The organism is Halomonas koreensis (assembly GCF_031451675.1).
GTDB lineage: Bacteria > Pseudomonadota > Gammaproteobacteria > Pseudomonadales > Halomonadaceae > Halomonas > Halomonas koreensis.
Genome location: NZ_JARWAK010000010.1, coordinates 1 through 24,125, shown reverse-complemented (window position 1 = coordinate 24,125; position 24,125 = coordinate 1). Strand labels below are relative to the sequence as shown.

Here is a 24,125-nt window from a genome sequence, read left to right as displayed (position 1 = left end):
GACTCGGGGACACTCGCTTGACGGGGTGCCGGTGAATCCGGCTGAGACGGCGCAGGCAATCCAGCGCCGATCCCGTGGAACCTGATCCGGGTGGGCGTGGGCCACGGCCCCGCGTGAACCGGCGTAGGGAATCGAGCGGTGGGCACGACGCGCCGGCCCTTGCGTCGCCCCTCCCCCCGCTTCCGCTGCGCCCGCCCTCCGGATCCCGACCCGATCGGAGGCATGATGGGCTACCGCTTCAGTGATCTGACCGCCGCCTGCCAGGACGACTGGCGCGCCTACGTGGAGCACGACTTCGTCCGCGCCCTGGGGGCCGGCACCCTCGAGCCGGGCGCCTTCCGCCACTACCTGCAGCAGGACTACCTGTTCCTGGTGCATTTCGCCCGCGCCTATGCCCTGGCCGCCTACAAGAGCCAGGACCTCGCCGAGCTGCGCCAGGCCTTCGACGGCCTGAAGACCATCCTCGACGTCGAGCTGGACCTGCACATCGGCTTCTGCCGCGACTGGGGCATCGACGAGGCCGACCTCGCGGCCCTGCCCGAGGCTCGCGCCACCCTGGCCTATACCCGCTACGTGCTCGATGCCGGCAGCCGCGGCGACCTGCTCGACCTGCGCGTGGCCCTGTCGCCCTGCCTGGTGGGCTACGGCGAGATCGCGGGCTGGCTTGCCGAGCAGCCCTTCACGGTGCGCGGCGAGGCCAACCCCTTCGAGGCCTGGATCGCCATGTACGAAAGCGAGGACTTCCAGGCCGCCATGCGCGCCGAGCGCGCCTGGCTCGATGCCCGCCTGGCCGAGGTCACGCCGGCGCGCTTCGCGCGGCTGGCCGGCATCTTCCGCGATGCCACCCGGCTGGAGATCGACTTCTGGCAGATGGGGCTGGATCGCGCTGACTGAGCGCCGCTGGCCCCATCGACGGGCCGCGCCTGGCCCTGGCGGTGCCAGGCGCGGCCGGCACACTGGATGACCACCGCCCATACCACTCGCTTGACGGGGTGCCGTTGACGACGGCTGAGATCATGCGGCGCAAGCGCCGAGCATGGATCCCGTTGAACCTGAACTGGCTAGGACCAGCGTAGGGATCAAGCGACACGCCGCCGCGCCTTGTGCGCGACGGCCGCTGTCCTCCCCTGCGGTCCTCCCCGACAACACGCCAACCCCTGGGAGACCGACCGATGGCTAAGACCGACCACTTCCTCGCCGAGAGCGCCCGCGTCGACGAGGCCGCGATCCAGGCACTGCCCGGCTCGCGCAAGCGCTACGTCGAGGGCTCGCGGCCCGACATCCGCGTGCCCTTCCGCGAGATCAGCCTGTCGCCGACCCGCACCTCCGGGGCCGACGAGGCCAACCCGCCGCTGCTGGTCTACGATACCTCCGGCCCCTACACCGACCCCGAGGCCGAGATCGACCTGCGGAAAGGCCTGCCGGAATTGCGTCGGGCCTGGATCGAGGAACGCGACGACACCGAGTTCCTCGACGGGCCGACCTCCGAGTACGGCCGGCGCCGCGCCAACGACCCGATGCTCGCCCCGCTGCGCTTCGACCTGACCCGCACGCCGCGCCGCGCCAAGCCCGGCCGCAACGTCACCCAGCTGCACTACGCCCGCCAGGGCATCGTCACCCCGGAGATGGAATTCATCGCCATTCGCGAGAATCAGCGCCGGCAAGCCCTGGGCAGCGAGGAGGTCGAGCGCATCCTCGGCCACCAGCATCCCGGCGAGCGCTTCGGCGCCCGCCTGCCGGAGGAGATCACCCCGGAGTTCGTCCGCGACGAGGTCGCCGCCGGCCGGGCGATCATCCCGTGCAACATCAACCACCCGGAATCCGAGCCGATGATCATCGGCCGCAACTTCCTGGTGAAGATCAACGGCAACCTGGGCAACTCCGCGGTGACCTCCTCCATCGAGGACGAGGTCGACAAGATGACCTGGGGCATCCGCTGGGGCTCGGACACCGTCATGGACCTGTCCACCGGGGCCAACATCCACGAGACCCGGGAGTGGATCATCCGCAACGCCCCGGTGCCGATCGGCACCGTGCCCATCTACCAGGCCCTGGAGAAGGTGAACGGGGTGGCCGAGGACCTGAGCTGGGAGGTGTTCCGCGACACCCTGATCGAGCAGGCCGAACAGGGGGTCGACTACTTCACCATCCACGCCGGGGTGCTGCTGCGCTACGTGCCGCTGACCGCCAAGCGGACCACCGGCATCGTCTCCCGCGGCGGCTCGATCATGGCCAAGTGGTGCCTCTATCACCACCGGGAGAGCTTCCTCTACGAGCACTTCGAGGAGATCTGCGAGATCTGCAAGCAGTATGACGTGGCCTTCTCGCTGGGCGACGGCCTGCGCCCCGGCTCGGTGGCCGACGCCAACGACGCGGCCCAGTTCGCCGAACTCGAGACCCTGGGCGAGCTGACCCGCATCGCCTGGCAGCACGACGTCCAGGTGATGATCGAGGGCCCCGGCCACGTGCCCATGCACCTGATCAAGGAGAACATGGACAAGCAGCTCGCCGAGTGCGACGAGGCGCCCTTCTACACCCTGGGGCCGCTGACCACCGACATCGCGCCGGGCTACGACCACATCACCTCCGGCATCGGCGCGGCGATGATCGGCTGGTACGGCTGCGCCATGCTCTGCTACGTGACCCCCAAGGAGCACCTGGGGCTGCCCAACAAGGACGACGTCAAGACCGGCATCATCACCTACAAGATCGCCGCCCACGCCGCCGACCTGGCCAAGGGCCACCCGGCCGCCCAGCGCCGCGACAACGCCCTGTCCAAGGCGCGCTTCGAGTTCCGCTGGGAGGACCAGTTCAACCTGGGCCTCGATCCGGACACCGCCCGGGAGTTCCACGACGAGACCCTGCCCAAGGACTCCGCCAAGGTCGCCCACTTCTGCTCGATGTGCGGGCCCAAGTTCTGCTCGATGAAGATCAGCCAGGAGGTCCGCGACTACGCCACCGAGAACGGCCTCGACGGCGATCGCGAGGCGGTGGAGCGCGGCATGGCCGAGCAGGCGGAGAAGTTCCGCGAACAGGGCGCCGAACTCTACAAGGAGGTCTGACGCGGCACCACCCGCCCGGCAACGCGAACGCCCCCGCCGTGATGCACGGCGGGGGCGTCGTCGTCATGGGGCTCGGCCTCAGAAGTGGAAGGTGGCGCCCAGGCTCACGGCATCGAAGTCGTAGCTCGACTCCTCCAGGTAACGCACGTAGTCGGCGTCCAGGGAGAGATTGGGCATCAGCGCATAGCTGCCTCCCCCGCCGTAGGAGACGTCGCTCTCGGAGTCGGCCCCGTCGAACTCCACCTCGGTGGCCCCCAGCAGGCCGTAGAGGGTGAACTGCGGGGTGATCGGCAGCATGCCCTTGGCGAAGCCGCCCGCCAGGTAATCCAGGTCCAGGCCGCTATCGGAGCCGCCGGTGCCCAGGTGGCCCTCGAGGGCGAAGTAGTCGTTGAAGGCGACGCCGGCGCGCAGCCGCAGCCCGGTGCTGTCGAAGTCGCCGCCGCCCCCCTCGGGGTCCAGCTCCCAGAACAGGGCGTCGCCGCCGATGTAGGGGCTCGGCTGGTAGGTCATGGGCCCCTGGGCGTGGGCGAGGCCGGCGGCCATGGCACAGGCCGCCGCGGCGCAAATCACTTGGGTCTTCATGGTCGTCCTCCGGTTAGGAAACAATGTTTCCCTGCGCCCTTCCATTCTGGTACAGCGACGCCCCGGGCGCCATCCCCCGGCGGCATGCCCGGCGTGCTGCGCCAGGTCACGGCGACGACACCCCCGGCGTGATAGATTCGGGGCGAGCAGTTCCCCCGGCACCACGGCAGAAGGAAGCGCGATGCACGACCCCATCCTGGTGATCAACTGCGGCTCCTCGTCGATCAAGTTCGCCCTGGTGACCGCCGACGCCCCCGCGGCGCCCCGCCTGGCGGGCCAGGCCGAGCGCCTGGGCGGCGTGGATGCGCGCCTCACCGGCACCGACGCCCGGGGCGCGGCCATCGCCGAGGCCCTGCCCGGCGCCGATCACGAGGCGGCCCTGACGGCCATCCTCTCGCGCCTCGAGGACCTGCGCCCGACGGCGGTGGGCCATCGCGTCGTCCACGGCGGCGAGCGCTTCACCGCGGCCACTCGCCTCGACGCCGAGGTGCTGCGCGCCCTGGAGGCGCTCGGCGAGCTGGCCCCGTTGCACAATCCCGCCAACCTGGCGGGCATCCGCGCCACCCGCCGGCTGTTCCCCGAGCTGCCCCAGGTGGCGGTCTTCGATACCGCCTTCCACCAGACCCTGCCGCCGAAGGCCTACCGCTATGCCCTCCCCGAGGCCCTGTACCGCCGCCACGGCATTCGCCGCTACGGCTTCCACGGCAGCAGCCACGCCTACGTCAGCCGCCGGCTCGCCGCCCTCGGCGACCGTCCCCACGGGGGCTGGCTGATCGCCCACCTGGGCAACGGCTGCTCGGCCTGCGCCGTCTGGCAGGGCGAGAGCGTCGACACCAGCATGGGCCTGACCCCGCTGGAGGGGCTGGTGATGGGCACCCGCAGCGGCGATGTCGACCCCGGCCTGCACGCCCACCTGGCGCGGCGCCTGGGCTGGTCGCTGGAGCGCATCGACCGCCTGCTGAATCACGAGAGCGGGCTGCTCGGCCTGTCCGGGCTGTCCCACGACATGCGCCGCCTGGAGCAGGCCGCCGCCGAGCACCACCCGGGCGCCCGCCTGGCCATCGAGGTATTCTGCTACCGGCTGGCCAAGGCCCTGGCGGCCCTGAGCTGCGCCCTGCCCCGGCTCGACGGCATCGCCTTCACCGGCGGCATCGGCGAGCACGCCCCGGCGGTGCGCGCCCGGGTCGTCGAGCAGCTGCACCACTTCGGCGTGCGGCCCGACGCCGCCGCCAACGCCGCCCTGGACGGCGATCGGGAGGGCCGCTTCGATGCCGGCCAAGGCCCCCGGCTGTGGGTCGTGCCCACCGACGAGGAGGCGCAGATCGCCGCCGAGACACGCCGCCTGCTGGAGGGCGAGACGCCATGACCGTGCCCGAGCCCCGCACCCTGCTGCTGGTGCCCACCGACACCGGGGTCGGCCTGACCTCGGCCAGCCTGGGCCTGCTGCGCGCCCTGGACACCCTGGGCCTGCACACGGCCTTCCTCAAGCCGTTCCGCCAGGATGCCCCGGGCGGCGCCGAGGATGCCGCCGCGTCCGGGCTGGACCGCAGCTCGGCGCTGGTCGCCGGCCTGTTCGGCCTGACGCCCCCCGCGCCCCTGGATCGCGCCACCCTGGAACGCCGACTGCGCGAGGACCGGCTCGACGACCTCATGGAGCACGCCGTGGCCCGCCACGCCGAGCTGGCCGCCGGCGGCGAGCCGCCGGCGCTGATCCTGGTGGAAGGGCTCGCCCCGGGGAGCGAACCGGGCTATGCCGCCCGGCTCAATGCCCAGCTGGCCCATGCCCTGGACGCCGGCATCCTGCTGGTGGCCGACGGCGACCCCGCCGAGCCCCGCACCCTGGCCGAGCGCCTCGATCTGCATGCCCAGGCCGTCGAGGGCGACGGCGGCTCGCGCCTGCTGGGCTGTCTGCTGATGCGCCTGCCCGCCGACGAGGCCGACCCCGCCGACCCGGTGGCCAGCGAGGTGCCCCCCGAGCGGGCCCGGGCACGGCTCGACGAATGGCGCGACCGCCTGGCCCGCCTGGCACCGGGACTGCCGCCGCTGGTCGGCGCCGTGCCCTTCCAGCCCGCCCTGAGCGCCCCCCGCACCCTGGACGTGGCCCGGGAGCTGGACGCGCGCCTGCTGCACGCGGGCGACGCCGCCGAGCGCCGGGTCCTCGGCACCCACCTGTGCGCACGCAGCGCGGCCCGGGCCCTGCACGTCTTCGCTCCGGGGCGGCTGATCGTCGCGCCCGGCGACCGGGACGACATCCTGCTGGCCACCGCCCTGGCCGCCATGAACGGCACGCCGCTGGCGGGCCTGCTGCTGACCCATGGCGCCCCGCCGGAAGACGCCATGATCGACTTCTGCCGACCGGCCCTGGAGACCGGGCTACCGGTGCTGGCGGTGGACGACGACAGCTATGCCACGGCGCGACGCCTGGATCGCCTGAATCGCGACATCCCGGTGGACGATCCCCAGCGAGCCGAGCGCGTGGCCCGCTTCGTGGCCGCGCACCTGGACCTGGACTGGCTGCGCGACACCCTCAGCCAGGGGGTGGCCCACCGGCTCTCGCCGGCGGCCTTCCGCCACCGGCTGGTGCAGCTGGCCCGCCGGGACCGGCGTCGGGTGGTGCTGCCGGAGGGCGACGAGCCGCGCACCCTGGCGGCGGCCATCGTCTGCCAGCGTCGCGGCATCGCCGACTGCGTGCTGCTGGGCCGGCGCGAGGCGCTGGAAGACGTCGCCCGTCGTCAGGGGCTGAGCCTGCCGGAGACGCTGACCGTCATCGACCCCGAGGCGGTGCGCCGGCGCTACGTGGCGCCGATGGTCGCCCGCCGCGAGGGCCGCCTCGACGCCCTGACCGCCGAGGCCCAGCTGCACGACCCGCTGGTGCTGGGCACCATGATGCTCGCCGAGGGCGAGGTGGACGGCCTGGTGGCCGGGGCACGGCACACCACGGCCAACGTGCTGCGCCCGGCCTTCCAGCTGATCGGCACCGCACCGGGCTACCGACGGGTCTCGTCGATCTTCTTCATGCTGCTGCCCGAGCAGGTGGTGGTCTACGGCGACTGCGCGGTCAACCCCGATCCGGACGCCGAGACGCTGGCCGAGATCGCCCTGCAGAGCGCCCGCTCGGCGGCCGCCTTCGGCATCGAGCCGCGGGTGGCGCTGCTCAGCTACTCCACCGGCGCCTCCGGCGAGGGGGCCGGGGTCGACAAGGTCCGCGAGGCCACCCGCCTGGCGCGGCGGCGCGCCCCCTCGCTGATCCTCGACGGCCCGCTGCAGTACGACGCCGCCGCCATCGAGAGCGTCGGCCGCCAGAAGGCCCCGGACTCGCCGGTGGCGGGGCGCGCCACGGTGTTCGTGTTCCCCGACCTGAACACCGGCAACACCACCTACAAGGCGGTGCAGCGCAGCGCCCACGTGGTCAGCGTCGGCCCCATGCTGCAGGGCCTGGCCAAGCCGGTGAACGACCTCTCGCGGGGCGCCACGGTGGACGACATCGTCTACACCATCGCCCTGACCGCCATCCAGGCGGGCCAGGACGACTAGGCCCTCCAACGCCCCGCGGAGGGCAGGACAGCGAGCGTGCTCCCTTATCCACCTCTACGCGGGGTGACTAGCGCAGGGGAGTTTTCCGGCGCCAGATTGAACGCCCTTTCCCCCTCTACGCGGGGGAACTAGAGTGGAAACATACGTCGTCGTTTCTGCAGCAGGAGGCTCGCCCATGACCGCGCAGGACCGCCCCACGGCCTTGGCAGAAAACGGGCGACGCGCCCAGCTATCGCTGTTCGCACGCAACTTCTTCAAGCACCCGCGCATGCTGGGTTCGATCATTCCCAGCTCCCCCTTCCTGGTGCGGCGCTTGCTGGACCGCATCGACTGGCAGAACACCCGAGTCATCGTCGAATACGGTCCCGGCGTCGGGACCATCACCCGGCAACTCCTGCACCGCATGCCATCGAACGCCATCCTGCTGGCGCTGGAGATCAATCGGGAGTTCGTCGACTTCCTCCAGCAGTCGTTGCCGGACCCCCGTCTCCATGTGATCCAGGGCTCCGCCGAGACGGTCCAGGAGGCGCTGACGCGCCTGGGGCAGCCCACCGCCGACTGCGTGCTGGCCGGCCTCCCCTTCAGTACCCTGCCGGCCACGAACCGCGAAGCCATCCTCACGAACAGCCTCGACGCGCTCGCGCCCCAGGGCTCGATGCTGATCTACCAGTTCTCCTCCCGAGTATTGCACGACCTGCGCCGGATCTTCGCCGAGGTGGAGTGCGATTTCGAGCCCCTCAACATTCTGCCGGCGAAGGTCTACCACTGCCGCCCCTGAAGCACGGTACCGGCCCCTCGCGAGGGCAACTCGGGCATCGGGCTGGCCAGCCGGGCGGGCCGGAGCGGCACGCCCCTGCTCCCTTGGCGCCGCCCCTCTGGTCTGGAACGGCGATAGCGCATATCCTCTTGGTCATACTCAAAGGCCGCACCGTAACAGGGAGACTGCAATGGCCGGTTTACTACCCGATGTCGACCCGGATGGACTGCTCGAGTACTCGGTGGTCTACACGGATCGCTCGCTCAACCACATGTCGAAGAGCTTCCAGCAGGTGATGCACGACATCTCCGCCTCCCTGAAGCGGGTCTATCGTGCGCACTCGACGGTCATCGTGCCGGGCAGCGGGACCTTCGCCATGGAGGCGGTGGCCCGCCAGTTCGCCACCGACCGGCGCTGCCTGGTGGTCCGCAACGGCTGGTTCAGCTACCGCTGGACGCAGATCCTGGACCGCGGCCAGATCCCGTCCGACCGCTATGTGCGCAAGGCCCGTCGCCTGGACGACGACGACCCGACCTCGCCCTTCGCCCCGGCCCCGATCGAGGAGGTCGTCGAGGCGATCCGCGACCAGAAGCCGGACCTGGTGTTCGCGCCCCACGTCGAGACCGCCTCGGGCATGAAGCTGCCCGACGACTACATCCGCGCCCTGGCCGAGGCCATCCACGAGGAGAACGGCCTGCTGGTGCTGGACTGCATCGCCTCCGGCACCGACTGGGTCGACATGCAGGACACCGGCGTCGACGTTTTGATCAGCGCCCCCCAGAAGGGTTGGAGCGGCTCGCCCTGCTGCGGCATGGTGATGCTCTCGCGGCTGGCCCGGGACATCATCGAGGAGACCGAGAGCTCGAGCTTCGCCTGCGACCTCAAGAAGTGGCTGTCGATCATGGAGACCTACGAGGCCGGCGGCCACGCCTACCACGCCACCATGCCCACCGACGGGCTGCGCGTGCTGCGCGACGTCATGGCCGAGACCGAGGAATACGGCCTCGACAAGGTCCGCGACGAGCAGCTCGAGCTGGGCCGTCGCGTGCGCGAGCTGCTCGCCGAGCACGGCTACCGGAGCGTCGCCGCCCCGGGCTTCGAGGCGCCGGGCGTGGTGGTGTGCTACACCCGCGACCCCGACCTGCCCGTCAAGTTCGCCGCCGCGGGCCTGCAGGTGGCCGCCGGCGTGCCGCTGATGTGCGACGAGGGCGAGGACTTCCGCACCTTCCGCATCGGGCTGTTCGGCCTCGACAAGCTGCATCACATCGAGCGCACCCTCGAGACCCTGGAGCGGGCGCTGACGCGGATCGAGACCACCGAGAAATAAGGCCCCGGCCCCGTGCCAGGCAGGAAGGGCGGCCCGTCGCGGGCCGCCCTTCCTGCGTTCAGCCCCCCAGCAGCGACAGCAGGATGCGCTCGCCATAGCCCCACAGCAGCACCGTCATGCCGAGCAGCGCCTCGAGCACCAGCACGCCGATCGCCAGGGTCGTGCTGGAGACGATGAAGCCTTCCTCGCGGCTGATGCCGAGGAAGGAGGGAATGCCCAGGTAGAGCAGGTAGGCGGTGTAGCCCAGGCCGACAGTGCCGGCGAGCAGGCACAGCCAGACCAGCGGATAGACCGCCACCACCCCGCTGAGGAACATCGGCGTGGCGACGTAGCCGGCGAAGACGATGCAGCGCCGCAGGCTGGGCGGCCGGGTGAAGCGCCGGGCCATGGCGCGGATCACCCGGCCCACCACGTAGACCGCCGACAGGATCACCAGGTAGAAGGCGATGCCGGCGCCCAGGGCGTCCAGGTAGCCGAGGCGGATGACGGTGTCGCCGCCCAGGCTCCAGCCCACCTGGGTGGTGCCGATGTAGGAGCAGAGCACCGGCACGGCCGCCAGCAGCAGCACGTGGTGCTCGTAGAGGTGGGTGATGGTCTCCCGCTCCGCGCGGATCCGTTTCCACTCACGCTGCGGGTGGGCGAGGATGCCCCAGGCGTGTGTCAACATGGCACTCCCTCCTGCCGGGGACGGGCCGGAAGGGCCCGTCGCGCGATGGTGTCACCGGCAGTATAGGCGTCGCCCCGGGGGCGTCCGCCAACGGAAGCGGGATCAGCCCAGGGCGGCGAGCAGGGGCACGCCCGGCAGGAGGCTGGCTTCGACGGACATCATCAGGCTCAGGGCCGTGATGGTGAGGATCGAGAAGCCGAAGACCCGGCGAGCCCAGCGCTCCGCGTTCGACGTCCAGTAGCCCTGCATGGCCAGGTACAGCCAGTAGGCGCCCATCCCCAGGGCGACGGCGAAGTAACCCGGTCCGGCGTAGCCGGCCAGGCTGAGCGTCAGGGAGGCGAGCACGAAGGCCAGCACATAGCCCAGGATGTAGTGCTTGGCGGTGCGGATGCCGCGCACCACCGGCAGCACCGGGATGCGCGCCGCCCGGTAGTCCTGCAGGCGGAAGATGGCGATGGCGTAGGAGTGCGGCATCTGCCACAGGCAGAAGATCACCAGCAGCGTCAGCGCGCCGACGTCGAAGCGCCCGGTCACCGCGCAGTAGCCCACCACCGGCGGCATGGCCCCGGACAGGCTGCCCACCAGGGTGCCGTACTCCGAGCGGCGCTTCAGCCACAGGCTGTAGGCCCCCACGTAGATGGCGAAACCGAAGGCCGCCAGGCCCACGGTCAGCGGATTGGTGAAGGCGGCCAGCAGGCCGAAGCCGGCGACCCCGAGCAGGGTCGCGAAGCGCAGCGTCGTCGCCACCGACAGCCGCCCCTGGACCAGGGGCCGGCCGCGGGTGCGCGTCATCATCGCATCGATGTCGCGATCGATGACGTTGTTGTACGCGCACCCGGAGGCGATCACCAGGGACAGCCCGACCAGGGTGGCCAGCAGCAGCCAGGGATCGATCTCGCCGCGGGCGGCCAGGAAGAAGCCGCCCAGCACCGAGATGGCGTTGCCGCCGATGATCCCCGGCTTGGTCAGGGCCAGGAAGTCCCGGCGCCGAGACGCGGCGTCCATCAGCCGATCATCATGTTGAGGTGCAGATGATGCATGATCCACAGCGAACCTCCGATGACCAGGACCAGGATCGACACGGTGAAGACGAAGGACATGAAGTTCCAGCCCTCGTCCGCCTTGGTGTTCATGTGCATGAACAACACCAGCTGGACCAGCACCTGGCAAACCGCGGTGGCCACGATGATCAGCACCGTCGCCGGGGTGGAGAAGGCACCCGTCATGACCGCCCCGAAGGGGATCACGGTCAGCACGATGGACAGGATCAGGCCGACCACATAGGACTTGACGCTGCCGTGGCTAGGCTCGTCGTGAGAGGCGTGTCCGCTCATGTCAAAGGACTCCCATCAGGTAGACGAAGGAGAAGACGCAGATCCAGACGATGTCCAGGAAGTGCCAGAACAGGCTCAGGCACATGATGCGCGGCCGTGTCATGTCGGTCAGCCCCTTCTGCTGGAGCTGGACCAGCATCACCAGGATCCAGATCAGGCCGAAGGTCACGTGCAGGCCGTGGGTACCCACCAGGGTGAAGAAGGCCGACAGGAAGCCGCTGCGATCCGGGCCGAAGCCCAGGTGGATCAGGTGCTGGAACTCGTAGACTTCCATGCCGACGAAGGCCGCGCCGAGCAGGAAGGTGATCGCCAGCCAGGCCTTCACCTGGGCCAGGCGGTCGGCGTTCATGGCCAGCACCGCCATGCCGTAGGTGAAGCTCGAGAACAGCAGCAGGAAGGTCTCGACCAGGATGAAGGGCAGCTCGAAGATCTCGCCCGGGGTCGGCCCATCGGCCGTGCCCCGGAGGAGCACGGCATAGGTGGCGAACAGGGATCCGAAGATCACCAGGTCGCTCATCAGGTAGACCCAGAAACCGAAGACCTTGGTGCCCGCGGTGTCGTGGTGGTCATGCTCGTGGGCATGCCCGGCGTGGTGGCTCAGGGTATCGGTGGCCATGGTTATGCCCTCACCTCCTGCGGCTTGAAGTTCACGGGGCCGTTCGGCGCCTCGTGCTCGACGCGCCGACGGTGCTCGCGCTCGATGCGTTCCACCTCGGCGGCGGGGACGTAGTAGTCGACGTCTTCACGGAACACCCGCGCCAGGAAGACCACGAACATGCCGATGCCGGTGACGATGGCCAGCCACCAGATGTACCACACCAGGGCGAAGCCGAAAGCGGTCGACAGCAGACCCAGCACCGGACCCTCCCAGGTGTTCCTGGGCATGTGGATGTCCTGGTAGGGCGGCTCGGACAGCGGCTGCTGGCCGCCGTTACGCTGCTTGAGCTCCCAGTAACCGTCGATGTCCTTCACCTCCGGCAGGTGCGCGAAGTTGTAGAAGGGCGCCGGCGAGGAAGTCGACCACTCCAGGGTCCGCGCATCCCAGGGATCGCCGGTGACGTCCTGGTTCTGCTTGCGGTCGCGAATGCTGACGTAGAACTGGATCAGGGTGCAGGCGATACCGGCGGCGATGATCAGCGCGCCGACCCAGGCCACGATCATCAGCGGCTGCCACTCGGCGTTGGCGTAGGACTGCATGCGACGCACGGCACCGAAGAAGGCCAGCACGTACAGCGGCATGAAGGCCACGTAGAAGCCGATGATCCAGCACCAGAAGGAACGCTTGCCCCACTTCTCGTCGAGGGTGAAGCCGAAGGCCTTGGGGAACCAGTAGGTCAGGCCGGCCAGCATGCCGAAGACCACGCCGCCGATGATGACGTTATGGAAGTGGGCGATGACGAACAGGCTGTTGTGCAGCACGAAGTTGGCCGCCGGGATCGCCAGCATCACGCCGGTCATGCCGCCCAGGGTGAAGGTGATGATGAAGCCCAGGGTCCACAGCACCGGCGAGGTGAACTCGATGCGGCCGCGGAACATGGTGAACAGCCAGTTGAAGATCTTCACCCCCGTGGGAATGGCGATGATCATCGTCATGATGCCGAAGAAGGCATTGACGTTGGCCCCCGCCCCCATGGTGAAGAAGTGGTGCAGCCAGACGATGAACGACAGCACGGTGATGGCGACGGTCGCCCAGACCATGGTGCCGTAGCCGAACAGGCGCTTGCGCGCGAAGGTCGCGATGACCTCGGAGAAGACCCCGAACGCCGGCAGGATCAGGATGTACACCTCGGGGTGCCCCCAGGCCCAGATGAGGTTGACGTACATCATCATGTTGCCGCCGAAGTCGTTCGTGAAGAAGTGCATCCCCAGGTAACGATCGAGCGTCAGCAGCGCGATGGTCGCGGTCAGGATCGGGAAAGAGGCAATGATCAGGACGTTCGCGCACAGCGAGGTCCAGGTGAAGATGGGCATGCGGAACAGGGTCATGCCCTTGGTGCGCATCTTCAGGATGGTGACGAAGAAGTTGATACCGGTCAGGGTCGTGCCGATGCCCGATATCTGCAACGCCCAGATCCAGTAATCCACGCCGACCCCGGGACTGTAATCCTTGCCCGATAGTGGTGCATAGGCCAGCCAACCGGTCTTGGCGAACTCGCCGGCGAACAGCGACACGTTGACCAGCACCACGCCCGCCGCGAACAGCCAGAAGCTCAGGTTGTTCAGGAACGGGAAGGCCACGTCGCGCGCGCCGATCTGCAGCGGCACCACCAGGTTCATCAGGCCGATGACCATGGGCATGGCGACGAAGAAGATCATGATCACGCCGTGGGCGGTGAAGATCTGGTCATAGTGCGAGGGCGGCAGGAAGCCCTCGGCCCCGGCCGAGGCCATGGCCAGTTGGGACCGCATCATGATGGCATCGGCGAAGCCGCGCAGCAGCATCACCAGCGCCACGATGAAGTACATGATGCCAAGCTTCTTGTGGTCGACGGAGGTGATCCACTCGTTCCACAGGTAGCCCCACTTCTTGAAGTAGGTAATCGCGGCGACCAGCGCGAGCCCACCGATGACGATACCCGTAATGGTTGTCATGATGATGGGATCGTGCGTCGGGATCGCATCCAGTGTGAGTTTTCCGAACATAATTTACTCCGCTGCCTCCGAGCTCGTGGGCTCGCCGTGAGAGCCGGTCGATTCGCCGTGACCGTCGTCACCGTGGGCAGGACCATGGCCGCCGTGACCGAAGCCTGCTGCGTAGCTGTCGGTGTATGCGGACATGCGTTCCTCGTGGTTACCGCCAGCCAGGAAGCTCTTGATGATGCTCTCGTAGAGAGACGGGGATACCTCGGAGAAGTACTGGATCTCGTTGTCCTCGCTGGGCGCGGCCAGGGCGTAGTACTCCTCGGGGAAGGTCAGGGACTCGGAGGCGCCGCGCACCTTCTCCACCCAGGCATCGAACTCCTCCCGGGTGCCCACGTGGGCGTCGAAGGTCATCTCCGAGAAGCCCGCGCCGCTGTAGTTGGTGGAGCGACCGGGATAGACGCCGGGCTCGTCGGCCACCAGGTGAACGTCGTTGTCCATGCCGGCCATGGCGTAGATCTGGCTGCCCAGGCGCGGGATGAAGAAGGCGTTCATGACCGAGCCGGAGGTGACCCGGAAGCGCACCGGGGTATCCTCGGGGAAGGCCACCTCGTTGACCGTGGCGATGCCCTGCTCCGGATAGATGAACAGCCACTTCCAGTCCAGGGAGACCGCCTGGATCTCGATCGGCTCCTGCTGCTCCGCGGTGGGCTCGATGGCCTTGTGCGGATCCAAGCTATGGGAGGTGTACCAGGTCAGCACCGCCAGGAAGACGATGATCACGCAGGGGATGAACCAGACGACGGCCTCGATCACGTTGGAATGGGCCCAGTCGGGGTCATAGGTGGCGTCGCGGTTGCTGCGACGATAGCGCCAGGCGAAGAGCAGCGTCATCACGATCACCGGGATGACCACGATCTGCATCAGGCCGAAGGACGTCAGGATCAGGGTGCGCTGCTCTTCCCCGATCTGGCCCTTGGGGTCCAGCAGCGCCGAGCTGCATCCCGCCAGCAGCAGGGGCAGCACCGCCAGCAGCAAGACTCCGAGCTTGCGCAGGGGGGGAGTTCGATTCATGTTTCGACCTCGTCAGGGCTTGGCGTCAGGACAGTATCCTGCTTATTGATAGCAAGCTACACAAAAGCCGAGACCTTTCCTGCGCCGGTCGACCCATGACCGAGGAAGGAGGGCTAACCATCGTGGAGAGGGCTCGGCTCGCTCGGGACCGGCCTCGCAAGGCGTCAGGGAGGCGCCATGAAGGGGCTCGGCCGCGGGGCGCACATTGTGTCGGAAACCCGCGGCCGAGGAAAGGGACGTTTTGACGCAGGGCGTCGCACCGGCCCCGGGAGGGGCCGGCGAAGCATCAGGCGATCAGGCGCCCGGGCCTGGCCCGGGCGGGCGGCTCAGACGCCGCCCATGCCCTGCGGCATGAAGCCGAGGTTGTTTTCCACCGAGGTGACGCCGGGGGTGTTCTCGGCGGCGACCTGGACGGCCCAGCGCTGCTCCTTGCTTTCCACCAGGCCCCAGAGCTGCACCTTGCCGTCGCTGACGATGACGTTGAGACGGTCGACCATCACCCCGGTGTGGTCGTCCACCTCGCGCAGGATGGCGTCGCGGATCTCGCGGTCATCGGCGCTGGTCGCCGCGGCCGGCTCGGCCACGGAGAAGCCGCGCAGCAGGTTGGAGCGGCTGACGATGCCCACCACGCGACCGTCGCGGATCACCGGTACCCGCTTGATCCGCCGCTTCTCGAGCAGCGAGGCGATCTCGTGCAGCGGGGCGTCCTCGTCCACGCTGACCGGGTCCGGGGTCATGATCTCGCCGGCCAGGCGGCCGTGGGTGCGCACATAGTCGGCGGCCTGGTCACCGGAGGCGAACAGCCGCAGCCACCAGGAGTGGGGCGTATCCTCGTTCTCCAGGCGGCGGATCAGGTCGCCCTCGCTGACGATGCCCAGCAGGCGCTGATCGTCGTCCACCACGGGCACCGCGCTGATGCCGTGCTCCAGCAGCAGGCTGGCGATCTGGCGCACCTCGCTATCGGGGGACACGGTGATCACATGGGGGGTCATGACGTCTGCGGCACGCATGCGGAAGCCTCCGGTCGGCAACGAGGATCGCGGGCGATCGACGACCGCCCTCGCCCTCACTCTAGCAAGCCCGACCGCGGCCGACATTGATCCGGGACAACCCTGGCGCCTACTCGGCGATCACCTCGTCGATGTCCGCCAGCGAGGCGAAGCGCGCCGGCCGCACCAGCCCCTGCTTGCTGGCGTCGGCCACCAGCAGCCGGCGCTCCGCCGTGGCGATGGCGGCCTGCTTGGGCGCCACCTCGTGGAAGTGGAAGCAGCTCAAGCCATGGCGGGGATGCACTCCCGCCGCCGAGAGGAAGGCCTTGTTGAGGCCGAAGGCGCGGATCGCGGCGGCCATCTCGTCGCTGGCGAACGAGCGCGACGAGTCGTGATAGGCCCCGCCCAGCAGCCACAGCCGCACGCCCGGCCGAGCGCTGACCGCCTCGGCGACGTTGAGGGCATAGGTGACCACCGTCAGCGACAGGTCCTCGGGCAGGCCCATCGCCAGCGGCATCAGGGTGGTGCCGCAGTCGATGAAAAGGGTGTCGCCCTCTTCCAGGGTGGCCAGCGCCCGCTCGCACAGGCGGCGCTTGGCCTCGGCGTGACGGTCGCGCTGGGCCGCCAGGTCGTAGACCGGCGCATGGCGCGGATCGTCGCCGCGCATCAGGTATCCGCCGATCAGCAGCAGCTCGCCCTGCCCGGCCGCCAGGTCGCGACGGATGGTCATCTCCGAGACCTCGCAGAGCGCCGCCGCCTCGGCCAGCCGCAGGCTGCCGCCCTCCGCCAGGGCCCGCTGCAGGCGCGCCAGCCGCGCCGCGCTTCGTTGATTCACGCCTCTCTACTCCCTGGCCTCTCGGGGCCGCTCGCGCGTTCGGCCCCAGTGCGTTGACGCGCCCTCGCGAACGAGGGTTGCGAGATCAAATGTGAATAAAATAACATTCGCGCGTGAAATGAGTAACAGACACGTCGCTCTCCCGTCCATTCCCCGGCCCGGCCGGGTCCACGCACCGCTGTCGACGTGATCGTGCACGCCCCGCACCTCGGCGCATCACCCGACAACAACACCAAGGAAAGTCGATTCCATGCCGACCGCCTTCTCCCCGCGATGCCTCGCCGCCCTCGCCGGCACGCTGCTGACGGCCAGCGGCCTGCCCGCCGTGGCCGAGGACGCCTCGACCTCGCCGCTCGCGCCGCAGTGGTCGTTCGCCAACGCCTCGATCAACTACCTGGACTGGTCCGACGGCACCGAGGCGCGCACCGCCAGCAATGCCGCCAAGGGCGACTTCTTCTACCTCGAGCTCGAGGGCGGCGTGGGCTTCGAGTGGGGCGAGTTCTACGGCTTCTATGACGTCGAGAACCCCCATAACGACACCCTCGAGGACGACACCCGAGACAATCGCCGCAGCGCCGCCAAGGCCACCTCGCACCTCTATCTCGGCGACACGCCCTTCTCGCTGTACTTCCACGTCTACGACTTCCGCGACTACGGCTTCGACAGCGAGGAGCAGGACCGCATCGCCGGCCTCGGCTACCGTCACACCTTCGCCAACGGCCTGTGGATCAAGCCCTTCATCGGCAAGGCCTGGGTCGAGAGCGGCGACGGCGGCTATGATGGCGAGAACGGCTACATGGCCGGCTGGGTGCTGGGCTACGACTTCCGGGCCTTCGGCGAGCGCTTCAGCCTGACCAACTGGCACGAGCAGACCTTCGCCCGCGACGACGCCTACCTGCGCCGCAACTACGTCAACGGCCCGGCCGGCGAGGTCGGCACCAACGGCGCGGCAGCGCTGTGGTGGCATCCGGTCGACGCCATCACCACCGGCCTCCAGTATCGCTATTCGCACAACAAGCTGGGTACCGCCGACGACTACCAGAATGCGATGATCTATACCCTGAAGGTCAATTTCCTGTGACGCGCGACGCCACCCCGAGCCATCGCCGGCCGTGAGGCGCTTCGCGCCCCGGCCGCCAACCACCAGGACCGCCCCATGCCCCTGATCATGAGCCTCGTCGGCATGGCGACCCTGATCGCCATCGCCCTGATCTTCTCCACCAACCGCCGCGCCATCCGCCTGCGCACCGTGGGCGGCGCCTTCGCCATCCAGGCCGGGCTCGGCGCCTTCGTGCTCTATGTGCCCGCCGGCCAGGCGGTGCTCGCCACCGTCTCCGACGCCGTCAGCCAGGTGGTGCTCTACGCCAACGACGGCATCGACTTCCTGTTCGGCGGCCTGGCCGACGTCGAGGCCACCGGCTTCGTGTTCGCCATCAAGGTGCTGCCGGTGATCATCTTCTTCTCCTCGCTGACCGCGGTGCTCTACTACCTGGGCATCATGCAGTGGGTCATCCGCCTGCTGGGCGGCGCCCTGCAGAAGGCGCTGGGCACCTCGCGCACCGAGTCGCTGTCGGCCACCGCCAACATCTTCGTCGGCCAGACCGAGGCGCCGCTGGTGGTGCGGCCCTTCATCGCGCGCATGACCACCTCCCAGCTATTCGCGGTGATGTGCGGCGGGCTGGCCTCGGTAGCCGGCTCGGTGCTGGCCGGCTACGCGGCCCTGGGCATTCCCATGGAGTACCTGGTGGCGGCCTCCTTCATGGCCGCCCCCGGCGGGTTGCTGTTCGCCAAGCTGCTGATGCCCGAGACCGAGACCCCGGCCGACGACATCGCCGACGCCGAGGAGCGCCTGGACGCCGAGGAACACCACCCCAGCAACGTGCTCGACGCCGCCGCCGCGGGCGCCTCCTCGGGCCTCAACCTGGCCGCCAACGTCGGCGCCATGCTGCTGGCCTTCATCGGCCTGATCGCGCTGGTCAACGGCATGCTCGGCGGCGTCGGCGGCTGGTTCGACGTCGACGGGCTGAGCCTGGAGATGATCCTCGGCTGGATCTTCGCCCCGCTGGCCTTCCTACTCGGCGTCCCCTGGGAGGAGGCGACCCTGGCCGGCTCCTTCATCGGCCAGAAGCTGGTGGTCAACGAGTTCGTCGCCTACATCAACCTGGCGCCCTATATCGACGGCGAGCAGGTGGTGGCCGCCACCGGCGAGGCGATGTCGACCCACACCCGGGCGATCCTGTCCTTCGCGCTGTGCGGCTTCGCCAACCTGTCGTCGATCGCCATCCTGCTCGGCGGCCTGGGCAGCATCGCCCCCAGCCGGCGCCACGACATCGCCCGCCTGGGCCTCAAGGCCGTGCTGGCGGGTACCCTCTCCAACCTGATGTCCGCTACCATCGCCGGCTTCTTCATCGCCCTGGGGGCATGAACCGGTCGCGCCGCGGCTCGGCCGCGGCCATCACCCTTCTGCACAGGACACCATCATGAGCGAATCCCAACGCGCCGCCCGTCAGGCCCTCACCCTGCTGGACCTGACCAGCCTCAACGACGACGACACCGACGCCACCATCGAGGCGCTGTGTCAGCGCGCCAAGACCCCGCTGGGCACCCCGGCGGCGGTCTGCGTCTATCCGAACTTCATCGTCCCGGCCCGCCGCGCCCTGACCGCCCACCGCCTGGGCGACAGCGTGAAGATCGCCACCGTCACCAACTTCCCCGACGGCGGCGGCGACGTCATGGCCGCCGCCCGGGCGACCCGCGAGGCGGTGGGCTCCGGCGCCGACGAGGTGGACGTGGTCTTCCCCTACCGCGCGCTGATGGCCGGCGACGAGGAAATCGGCCGCGAGCTGGTCGAGATGTGCAAGGCCGCCTGCGGCGACGCCACCCTCAAGGTCATCCTCGAGACCGGCGAGCTGAAGGACCCGGCGCTGATCCGCCGCGCCGCCGAGCTGGCCGTGGAGGGCGGCGCCGACTTCCTCAAGACCTCCACCGGCAAGGTCGCGGTCAACGCCACCCTGGAGGCCGCCGAGATCCTGCTCGAGGTGATCCGCGACAGCGGCCGCGACGTCGGCTTCAAGGCCGCCGGCGGCGTGCGCACCGCCGAGGACGCCCAGGCCTACCTGCAGCTCGCCGAGCGCCTGATGGGAGCGGCCTGGATCACCCCCGAACACTTCCGTTTCGGCGCCTCGGGCCTGCTCGACGACCTGCTGCTCACCCTGGGCGCCTTCGAGGGCAACGCCGCCCCCGAGGACGACTACTGATGCTGCCCCAGGAGGCCATCCGCGCCAAGCGCGATGGCCGGGCGCTGTCCGCCGAGACGATCGGCGAGCTCATCGCCGGCATCGCCGACGGCGGCCTGTCCGACGCCCAGGTCGGCGCCCTGGCCATGGCCATCTACCTCCAGGGCATGAGCCCGGCCGAGACGGTGGCGCTGACCGAGGCCACCCGCGACTCCGGCGAGGTGCTCGACTGGGCGGGGCTCGACCTGCCCGGCCCGGTGCTCGACAAGCACTCCACCGGCGGCGTGGGCGACCTGGTCTCGCTGGTGCTGGGCCCCTGGGTGGCCGCCTGCGGCGGCCATGTGCCGATGATCTCGGGCCGCGGCCTGGGCCACACCGGTGGCACCCTCGACAAGCTCGAGGCGATCCCCGGCTACTCGGTCACCCCGGACACCGCCACCTTCCGTCGCCTGGTCAAGGAGGCCGGAGTGGCGATCATCGGCCAGACCGGCCGCCTGGCCCCGGCGGACAAGCGCCTGTATGCGGTGCGCGACGTCACCGCCACCGTGGAATCGCTGCCGCTGATCGTCGCCTCGATCCTCGGCAAGAAGCTGGCCTGCGGCCTCGACGCCCTGGTGATGGACGTCAAGGTCGGCAGCGGCGCCTTTATGCCCACGCCGGAAGCCTCGCGACAACTGGCGGAGACGATCGCCGAGGTGGCCAGCCTCGCCGGCACGCCGACCACGGCGCTGCTGACCGACATGAGCCAGCCGCTGGCGCCCTGCGCCGGCAACGCCGTGGAGGTCCGCGAGGCGCTGGCGGTGCTGACCGGCGAGCGCCGCGACGGCCGCCTGCTCGAGGTCACCCGCAGCCTGGCCGCGGAGATGCTGCTGGCCGGCGGCCTGGCCGCCGACCGCGAGGCCGCCCTGGCCCGGCTCGACGAGCGCCTGACCTCCGGCGCGGCCGCCGAGCGCTTCGCCGCCATGGTGGCCGGCCTCGGCGGGCCCAGCGACCTGCTCGAGCGCGCCGACCACCACCTGCCCACCGCCCCGCGGGTGCGCGAGGTCCGTGCCCCGCGCGACGGCTACCTGGCCGCCCTCGACACCCGGGCGCTGGGCCTGGCCGTGGTGGAACTCGGCGGCGGGCGCCGCGCCCCGGATGATCCCGTCGACCCGGCGGTGGGCCTGACCGGCATCGCCGCGCTGGGCACGGCCGTGTCCGCCGGCGATCCCCTGGCCGTGATCCATGCCCGCCGCGAGGGCGACGCCGAACGCGCCGAGCGCCGGCTGCTGGCCGCCCTCGAGATCGGCGCGGCGCCCGTCGCCGCGCCTACACTGATTCAGGACACCATCCGCCGGGAGGCCCCATGACCCGCGCCATCGTGCTCGTCCTCGACTCCTTCGGCATCGGCGCCACGCCGGATGCCGCGGCCTTCGGCGACGCCGGGGCCGACACCCTGGGCCATATCGCCGAGGCCTGCGCCGGCGGCCAGGCCGATGGCGAAACCCGCCGGGGGCCGCTCGCGCTGCCCAACCTCGGCCGGCTGGGGCTGTTTCACGCCCACCGCGAGAGCACCGGCGCCTGGGCCGAAGGCGTCGCCCCGCCCGACGCCGTCGACGGCGCCTACGGCCATGCCCGCGAGCTGTCGTCCGGCAAGGACACGCCCTCCGGCCACTGGGAGCTGGCCGGCGTGCCGGTGCGCTTCGAGTGGGGCTACTTCCTGGAGCGCGAGCACAGCTTCCCGAGCGAGCTGCTCGAGGCGCTGATCCGCGAGGCCGGGCTGCCCGGGGTGCTCGGCGACTGCCACGCCTCCGGCACCGAGATCATCGCGCGGCTCGGCGAGGAGCATGTGCGCACCGGCAAGCCGATCGTCTACACCTCGGCGGACTCGGTGTTCCAGATCGCCGCCCACGAGGAGGCCTTCGGCCTCGAACGGCTCTACGCGGTCTGCGAGATCGCCCGCCGCCTGCTCGAGCCCTACAACATCGGCCGGGTGATCGCCCGGCCCTTCGCCGGCGACGACGCCGCCAGCTTCAAGCGCACCGCCAACCGCCGCGACTACAGCGTCGAGCCGCCCGCCCCCACGGTGCTGCAGAAGCTGCACGACGACGGCGGCCAGGTGGTGGCGATCGGCAAGATCGCCGACATCTACGCCCACTGCGGCATCTCGCGGACGATCAAGGCCAGCGGCCACGACGCCCTGTTCGACGCCACCCTGGCGGCGCTCGACGGGGCCGGCGAGCGCTCGCTGATCATGACCAACTTCGTCGACTTCGACATGGTCTACGGCCACCGCCGCGACGTGGCCGGCTACGCCGCCGCCCTGGAGGCCTTCGACGCCCGCCTGCCCGAGCTGCTCGAGCGCCTGGCGGACGACGACCTGCTGATCCTCACCGCCGACCACGGCTGCGACCCGACCTGGGCCGGCAGCGACCACACCCGCGAGCACGTGCCGGTGCTGGCCCGCGGCGCCGGCCTGCCCGCCGGCTCGCTGGGCGCCCGGACGAGCTTCGCCGACATCGGCCAGAGCCTGGCCACCCACCTCGACCTGCCGCCCATGGACGACGGCGAGGCCTTCCTGCCCGCCCGCAACACGGAGAACTGACCCGATGGCCACCCCGCATATCCAGGCCGAGCGCGGCGACTTCGCCGACACCGTGCTGATGCCCGGCGACCCGCTGCGCGCCAAGTACATCGCCGACACCTTCCTGAACGACGTTCGTCAGGTAAACAGCGTGCGCAATATGTACGGCTACACCGGCACCTACATGGGCCGCGAGATCTCGGTGATGGGCCACGGCATGGGCATTCCCTCGGTGTCGATCTACGCCAAGGAGCTGATCACCGACTACGACGTGACAAGCCTGATCCGCGTCGGCTCCTGCGGCGCGGTGCGCGACGACGTGGCGGTGCGCGACGTGGTGATCGGCCAGGGCGCCTGCACCGACTCCGGCGTCAACCGCACCCGCTTTCTGGGCAACGACTTCGCCGCCATCGCCGACTTCGCGCTGACCCGCCACGCGGCAGACGCCGCCGCGGCCCAGGGCGTGCCGGTCAAGGTCGGCAACCTCTTCTCGGCGGACCTGTTCTACGACCCGCGCCCGGAGATGGTCGAGCTGCTGCGCCGCTACGGCATCGTCGGCGTCGAGATGGAGGCCGCCGGCCTCTACGGGGTGGCCGCCGAGTTCGGCGCCCGGGCCGCCACCATCTGCACGGTCTCCGACCACATCGTCAACGGCGAGTCATTGTCCAGCGACGAGCGCGCCACCACCTTCGACGAGATGATGGAGATCGCCCTGGAGGGCGTGCTGCGCGACGACGCGGCCCGGGAGGCCGGCGCATGAGCGAGCCCATCGAGCGCGACGGCATTCCCCAGGACATCGTCGAGGCGCTGATCGGCGTGCGCGACCGCGCCTATGCGCCCTACTCGAACCATCCGGTGGGCGCCCTGGTGATCGGCGAGAGCGGCACCCGCTACGCGGGCGCCAACGTCGAGGTGGCCCACTACAAGGGGATCTGCGCCGAGGCCTCGGCGATCGCCGCCATGGCCAGCGCCGGCGAGCGCGAGCTGCGCGAGGTCTACGTGATCGGCCCCGGCGAGCACCTGTGCACGCCCTGCGGCGACTGCCGCCAGCGCATCCGCGAGTTCGCCAGCCCCGAGACGCTGATCCGGGTGGTCGACGCCGAGGGCCGGCTGCTCAAGCGCTACACTATGGACGCGCTGCTGCCCGACTCCTTCGGCCCCGAGAACCTGGGCCGCGACTCGGCGATGGAGTAAGCCCGCAACGCAGGGAAGGCACGGTCCGGCACGGTAAGCGGCCTGACCAGGTTTTCGTGGGAGCGCAGCTCTGCTGCACGAATGGCGCCGCCAGGCGCCCTCAAAGCTCCCCAATCACTTGCCCCCTGGCGCCCCGGCTTGCCGCGCGATGAGGGTGTCGTCTTTGACCTTTGTGGGAGCGCAGCTCTGCTGCGCGAATGGCGCCGTCAGGCGCCCTTGAGGCTCCCCTATCACTTGCCCCCTGGCGCCCCGGCTTGCCGCGCGATGAGGGTGTCGTTTTTGATCTTCGTGGGAGCGCAGCTCTGCTGCGCGAATGGCGCCGTCAGGCGCCCTTGAGGCTCCCCTATCACTTGCCCCCTGGCGCCCCGGCTTGCCGCGCGATGAGGGTGTC

The 24,125-nt window shown here is 69.9% G+C and carries 22 protein-coding genes and 2 riboswitches; of the genes, 13 read left to right on the top strand and 9 right to left on the bottom strand.

Annotation, left to right across the window (positions count from 1 at the left end; all coding sequences use genetic code 11):
- Nucleotides 1-11: 11 nt before the first annotated feature.
- Nucleotides 12-148: riboswitch (TPP riboswitch) on the top strand.
- Nucleotides 149-225: 77 nt separating this feature from the next.
- Nucleotides 226-894 carry a thiaminase II gene (gene tenA / locus QC818_RS11965; protein ID WP_309653220.1) on the top strand — a complete coding sequence of 223 codons (669 nt, stop codon included), beginning with the start codon at nucleotides 226-228 and terminating at the stop codon, nucleotides 892-894.
- Between the two features lie 84 nt (nucleotides 895-978).
- Nucleotides 979-1,096: riboswitch (TPP riboswitch) on the top strand.
- 76 nt (nucleotides 1,097-1,172) lie between these two features.
- On the top strand, nucleotides 1,173-3,062 hold the full coding sequence (thiC, locus tag QC818_RS11960) for a phosphomethylpyrimidine synthase ThiC (protein ID WP_309653098.1): 1,890 nt from the start codon (nucleotides 1,173-1,175) through the stop codon (nucleotides 3,060-3,062).
- 78 nt (nucleotides 3,063-3,140) lie between these two features.
- Here the strand turns inward: thiC and QC818_RS11955 are convergent, their stop codons facing one another.
- Nucleotides 3,141-3,644, bottom strand: coding sequence for an outer membrane beta-barrel protein (locus QC818_RS11955; RefSeq protein WP_309653097.1), 504 nt, complete (start codon nucleotides 3,642-3,644; stop codon nucleotides 3,141-3,143).
- 181 nt (nucleotides 3,645-3,825) lie between these two features.
- Here QC818_RS11955 and QC818_RS11950 point away from each other — a divergent pair, with 181 nt between their 5' ends.
- From QC818_RS11950 to QC818_RS11935, 4 genes are all read left to right on the top strand, one after another.
- A complete protein-coding gene (locus tag QC818_RS11950; protein ID WP_309653096.1) occupies nucleotides 3,826-5,010 on the top strand; it encodes an acetate/propionate family kinase in 1,185 nt (394 codons plus the stop codon).
- A complete protein-coding gene (pta, locus tag QC818_RS11945; RefSeq protein WP_309653095.1) occupies nucleotides 5,007-7,178 on the top strand; it encodes a phosphate acetyltransferase in 2,172 nt (723 codons plus the stop codon). Before QC818_RS11950 ends, pta begins: the two co-directional genes overlap by 4 nt.
- Nucleotides 7,179-7,353: 175 nt before the next feature.
- Complete coding sequence (locus QC818_RS11940) at nucleotides 7,354-7,956, top strand: class I SAM-dependent methyltransferase (RefSeq protein WP_309653094.1); 603 nt, start codon at nucleotides 7,354-7,356, stop codon at nucleotides 7,954-7,956.
- Between the two features lie 169 nt (nucleotides 7,957-8,125).
- A complete protein-coding gene (locus tag QC818_RS11935) occupies nucleotides 8,126-9,262 on the top strand; it encodes an aminotransferase class V-fold PLP-dependent enzyme (protein ID WP_309653093.1) in 1,137 nt (378 codons plus the stop codon).
- Between the two features lie 58 nt (nucleotides 9,263-9,320).
- On the opposite strand, the gene QC818_RS11930 is transcribed toward QC818_RS11935, so the two are convergent.
- From QC818_RS11930 to QC818_RS11895, 8 genes are all read right to left on the bottom strand, one after another.
- Nucleotides 9,321-9,929, bottom strand: a complete 609-nt coding sequence (locus tag QC818_RS11930; protein ID WP_309653092.1) for a Yip1 family protein — start codon at nucleotides 9,927-9,929, stop codon at nucleotides 9,321-9,323.
- 102 nt (nucleotides 9,930-10,031) lie between these two features.
- The gene (cyoE, locus tag QC818_RS11925) at nucleotides 10,032-10,934 is read right to left on the bottom strand and encodes a heme o synthase (protein ID WP_309653091.1); all 903 of its coding nucleotides are present in this window, start codon (nucleotides 10,932-10,934) and stop codon (nucleotides 10,032-10,034) included.
- Nucleotides 10,934-11,263, bottom strand: coding sequence for a cytochrome o ubiquinol oxidase subunit IV (gene cyoD / locus QC818_RS11920; RefSeq protein ID WP_309653090.1), 330 nt, complete (start codon nucleotides 11,261-11,263; stop codon nucleotides 10,934-10,936). The genes cyoE and cyoD overlap by 1 nt, the downstream gene beginning before the upstream one ends.
- A 1-nt stretch (nucleotide 11,264) precedes the next feature.
- Entirely contained in the window at nucleotides 11,265-11,879 is a 615-nt protein-coding gene (locus QC818_RS11915) for a cytochrome o ubiquinol oxidase subunit III (RefSeq protein WP_309653089.1), read from the bottom strand.
- A 2-nt stretch (nucleotides 11,880-11,881) separates the two neighbouring features.
- On the bottom strand, nucleotides 11,882-13,906 hold the full coding sequence (gene cyoB / locus QC818_RS11910) for a cytochrome o ubiquinol oxidase subunit I (RefSeq protein WP_309653088.1): 2,025 nt from the start codon (nucleotides 13,904-13,906) through the stop codon (nucleotides 11,882-11,884).
- Nucleotides 13,907-13,909: 3 nt separating this feature from the next.
- Complete coding sequence (gene cyoA, locus QC818_RS11905) at nucleotides 13,910-14,917, bottom strand: ubiquinol oxidase subunit II (protein ID WP_309653087.1); 1,008 nt, start codon at nucleotides 14,915-14,917, stop codon at nucleotides 13,910-13,912.
- Nucleotides 14,918-15,243: 326 nt separating this feature from the next.
- Nucleotides 15,244-15,927, bottom strand: coding sequence for a CBS domain-containing protein (locus QC818_RS11900; RefSeq protein WP_309653086.1), 684 nt, complete (start codon nucleotides 15,925-15,927; stop codon nucleotides 15,244-15,246).
- Between the two features lie 109 nt (nucleotides 15,928-16,036).
- Complete coding sequence (locus tag QC818_RS11895) at nucleotides 16,037-16,741, bottom strand: DeoR/GlpR family DNA-binding transcription regulator (protein ID WP_309653085.1); 705 nt, start codon at nucleotides 16,739-16,741, stop codon at nucleotides 16,037-16,039.
- 250 nt (nucleotides 16,742-16,991) lie between these two features.
- Here QC818_RS11895 and QC818_RS11890 point away from each other — a divergent pair, with 250 nt between their 5' ends.
- From QC818_RS11890 to cdd, 7 genes are all read left to right on the top strand, one after another.
- Nucleotides 16,992-17,822 carry an outer membrane protein OmpK gene (locus QC818_RS11890; protein ID WP_309653084.1) on the top strand — a complete coding sequence of 277 codons (831 nt, stop codon included), beginning with the start codon at nucleotides 16,992-16,994 and terminating at the stop codon, nucleotides 17,820-17,822.
- A 75-nt stretch (nucleotides 17,823-17,897) separates the two neighbouring features.
- Nucleotides 17,898-19,166 (top strand): NupC/NupG family nucleoside CNT transporter, encoded by a 1,269-nt coding sequence (locus tag QC818_RS11885; RefSeq protein WP_309653083.1) that lies wholly within the window; start codon nucleotides 17,898-17,900, stop codon nucleotides 19,164-19,166.
- A gap of 55 nt (nucleotides 19,167-19,221) precedes the next feature.
- Nucleotides 19,222-19,998: a deoxyribose-phosphate aldolase gene (deoC, locus tag QC818_RS11880; protein ID WP_309653082.1), complete on the top strand. Its 777-nt coding sequence runs from the start codon at nucleotides 19,222-19,224 to the stop codon at nucleotides 19,996-19,998.
- Nucleotides 19,998-21,326 (top strand): thymidine phosphorylase, encoded by a 1,329-nt coding sequence (gene deoA / locus QC818_RS11875; protein WP_309653081.1) that lies wholly within the window; start codon nucleotides 19,998-20,000, stop codon nucleotides 21,324-21,326. The genes deoC and deoA overlap by 1 nt, the downstream gene beginning before the upstream one ends.
- Entirely contained in the window at nucleotides 21,323-22,561 is a 1,239-nt protein-coding gene (locus QC818_RS11870) for a phosphopentomutase (protein WP_309653080.1), read from the top strand. Before deoA ends, QC818_RS11870 begins: the two co-directional genes overlap by 4 nt.
- Before the next feature lie 4 nt (nucleotides 22,562-22,565).
- Complete coding sequence (deoD, locus tag QC818_RS11865; RefSeq protein WP_309653079.1) at nucleotides 22,566-23,300, top strand: purine-nucleoside phosphorylase; 735 nt, start codon at nucleotides 22,566-22,568, stop codon at nucleotides 23,298-23,300.
- Entirely contained in the window at nucleotides 23,297-23,734 is a 438-nt protein-coding gene (gene cdd, locus QC818_RS11860; RefSeq protein ID WP_309653078.1) for a cytidine deaminase, read from the top strand. The genes deoD and cdd overlap by 4 nt, the downstream gene beginning before the upstream one ends.
- Nucleotides 23,735-24,125 lie beyond the last annotated feature (391 nt).